The organism is Polaromonas sp. P3_C2, assembly GCF_056402675.1.
On the sequence record NZ_JBFUGX010000552.1, the window covers coordinates 1 to 2863 of the forward strand.

Below are 2863 nucleotides of genomic sequence, written 5' to 3' on the forward strand. Positions count from 1 at the left end.
GCACACTCGCTGCCGAGCTGGCCGCCACGTGGCCGGTTGCACCCGTTACCGAAGTGCTCAGCAACAGCGCGCCGCAGTTTGATTTTTAGCTTTGGCAGATTGTTTGGAGCTTCTTTTGCGCATTAAAAATGCCTGCAGACCAATAGGAGTCTGCGCCAGAAGTTATTAAATTCATAGCAAATCTTTCCCGGGACGCACTTCAATGCGCAATCGCGATCTTGCCGAAGTGCCGCCCGCCGGCACTGAGTTCGGCATACGCGGCGGCGGTGTCGGCGATCTCAAACACGCGGTCGATGACGGGCACGATGCGATGCGCGGCAATGGCGCGTGTTGCTTCGGCCAGGTCGGCTACCGAGCCGGTGTTGTTGCCAACGATGCGCAAGGCTTTCACGATGATGGGCAGCAGGTCAATCGAGGCCGCCGTGCCGCCGACAAAGCCGACCGTGAAGATCGTGCCGCCCATGGCCGCTGCGTTGATGGAGCGCGTGATGCTGGCCCCGCCCACCGTCTCCACCACCAGGTCTGCGCCGCGCCCTTCGGTGAGCTTCAGCACCTGCTCGTCCCAAGCCGGCGTAGCGCGGTAATTGACAAGGTGGTCCGCGCCCAGCTGGCGTGCGCGTTCCAGTTTTTCGTCCGACGACGACGCGATGATCACCGTCGCGCCGGACGCCTTGGCGAACTGCAGAGCAAAGATGCTGACGCCGCCCGTTCCCAGCAACACCACCACCGAGCCGGGGCGCAGCGTGGCCGAGCGCACGGCATTCCAGGCCGTCGTGCCCGCAATCGGCAGCGCCGCGCCCTGCACAAAATCCAGGTGCGCCGGCAGCGCGACCAGGCTGGTGGCCGGTACCACCACGTAGTCGGCCAATGAGCCCGGCAGCGTCACGCCGCGCATCGCCGCCACGTTGCGCGGCGTGATGGCCCCGCCCTGCCAGTTCGGCATGAAGTGCGGAATCACCCTGCCCCCCACCGCCAGCCCAAGGGACATGGCCTCAACACCTTCACCCAGCGCGGCCACTTCGCCCGCGCCGTCCGCCACCGGAACCGTGGGAAAGGCCGGGCCCGGGAAGTTGCCCGTGGCAATGGCCACGTCCAGAAAATTCAGCGAAGCGGCGCGCAGGCGCACCAGTACCTCGCCCGGGCCGGCGTTCGGGTCGGGCAGCTCAGCGGGGCGAAACGCGGTCAGGGAGGGGGCGGTGAGCTGGATGGCTTTCATGGTCTTTGTGTCTGAAATGAAGGAAAGCATCAGTGTTATTTAGAATCAATCAGAGATAAACACCGATCTGGTTGATTGATTTAAAAGCGAGAGTGTTAAATGGATTTGCTCGACAGCATGAAGGTGTATGTTCTGGCCGTCGAAAAAGGCAGCCTCAGCGCGGCCGCCACGGCTTGCGATATTTCCGCCACGATGGCCGGCAACCACCTGCGCACGCTCGAAAAGCGCCTGGGCATGCAACTGCTCAACCGCACCACCCGGCGCCAGAACCTCACCGCTTTTGGTGAGGACTACTACGTGCGCTGCAAGGAAATCCTGCGGCTGGTGGCCGAAACCGATGCGCAGGCGCAGAACCTGCAGCTGGCGCCGGCCGGCAAGTTGCGCGTCACCGCGCCCGTCTCCTTTGGCACCGAGGCCTTGATGCCCGCCCTCTCGGACTACCTGGATCGCTACCCGCAGGTCAGCATCGATGTTGTCTTGAGCGACCGCGTGACGGATTTGCTCGAAGAAGGATTCGAGGCGGCCATCCGCGTCGGCCCCGTGCCGGACTCAGCGCTCATCGCCAGGCCGCTGGCGCCCTACCGGCTGATGATCTGCGCGTCTCCCGCCTACCTGGCGCGCCGGGGCACACCAGCCCGGCCCGATGAGCTGAGCCAGCATGAGTGCCTGGCTTTTTCTCCCACCGCCGCCGCGCACTGGCGCCTGGAGGATCAAGAGCACATCTGCCGCGTTCCCGTCTCGGGGCGCCTGCAGGTCAACCAGGGGCAGGCGCTGCGGGTGGCGGCCTTGCACGGCATGGGCATCGTGCTGCAGCCGGCGATTCTGCTCGAGGACGATGTCCGGGCCGGCCGCCTGGTGCAGCTTTTCCCCCACCATGAGCTCGCCACCCGGCCCATGAGCATCCTCTACCTGCCCGACCGCTACCGCTCACCCAAGCTGCGCAGCTTTGTGGATTTTGTGGTGGAGCGCTTCAAGTAGAGCCTGTTTCAGGCGTAAAAAGTGACTGCAACCCAATAGGAATGTGCGCAAGCAGCTATTAATTTGGTAGCAACGTGCGGCTATCCCGTGCAGCCAATGTGACTTGGATTTACTTTTCCGTGCCGGGAAAGTACGGCGCGCCCTGCATCGCCGTCAGCGGCAGATAGAAAGTCTTTACCGGCACCAGCGGCGCATTGCGCACCACCACCTTGCCCAAGGCTGCGGCGGCTTTGTCCTGAGCCTCTTCTTCGCTGCCCTCTTCGGCCGGGCGTTTGGCGCCGGGCACCAGCGCCGGCCTTATGCAGGCAGCGCGTATACCTTCGAGGATTTCGCCCGGCAGCTCGTCGCGTTTGCCGAAGCGGCTGCCGTCTACGTGCAGCACCTCGCCCTTCAGCGTGGCAGACAGGTTCAGCGGCGGGTTGCCAAACGACTGGTCGTAGCCCACGGCCAGCGTGTTCGCGTCGCCGCGCCGGTACTGCACCACGCGCAGCCGTTTGGGCTGGCGGTTGGCGTCCACTTCCACGTCGCCTATATAAAAGTGGCGCACCTGCGCCGCCGGCAGGGGCGGCAGCTTGTAGCTGTCAGACCAGTTGCTCTGGTCTGACTTGAACAGTGGGCGCATCGTGGTGGGCAGCGCGTCGTTGCCGGAAGTGGCAAACACCGCAGACG

2 protein-coding genes and 1 pseudogene are annotated in these 2863 nt (G+C 64.2%); 1 reads left to right on the forward strand and 2 read right to left on the reverse strand.

Features of this window, described 5'->3' with window-relative positions:
* Positions 1 to 199 precede the first annotated feature (199 nt).
* Positions 200 to 1216, reverse strand: coding sequence for a zinc-dependent alcohol dehydrogenase family protein (locus tag AC1DWI_RS18810; RefSeq protein WP_477670539.1), 1017 nt, complete (start codon positions 1214 to 1216; stop codon positions 200 to 202).
* A gap of 99 nt (positions 1217 to 1315) precedes the next feature.
* Between AC1DWI_RS18810 and AC1DWI_RS18815 the strand changes: the two genes are divergently transcribed.
* Positions 1316 to 2194 carry a LysR family transcriptional regulator gene (locus AC1DWI_RS18815; RefSeq protein ID WP_477670540.1) on the forward strand — a complete coding sequence of 293 codons (879 nt, stop codon included), beginning with the start codon at positions 1316 to 1318 and terminating at the stop codon, positions 2192 to 2194.
* 109 nt (positions 2195 to 2303) lie between these two features.
* Here AC1DWI_RS18815 and AC1DWI_RS18820 read toward each other — a convergent pair.
* Positions 2304 to 2863, reverse strand: a pseudogene (locus AC1DWI_RS18820) (hypothetical protein); the annotation flags it as partial.

Coding starts and splice junctions, on each gene's coding strand:
- AC1DWI_RS18810 (WP_477670539.1), bottom strand. CDS start 1,216: ATGAAAGCCATCCAGCTCACCGCCCCCTCCCTGACCGCGTTTCGCCCC.
- AC1DWI_RS18815 (WP_477670540.1), top strand. CDS start 1,316: ATGGATTTGCTCGACAGCATGAAGGTGTATGTTCTGGCCGTCGAAAAA.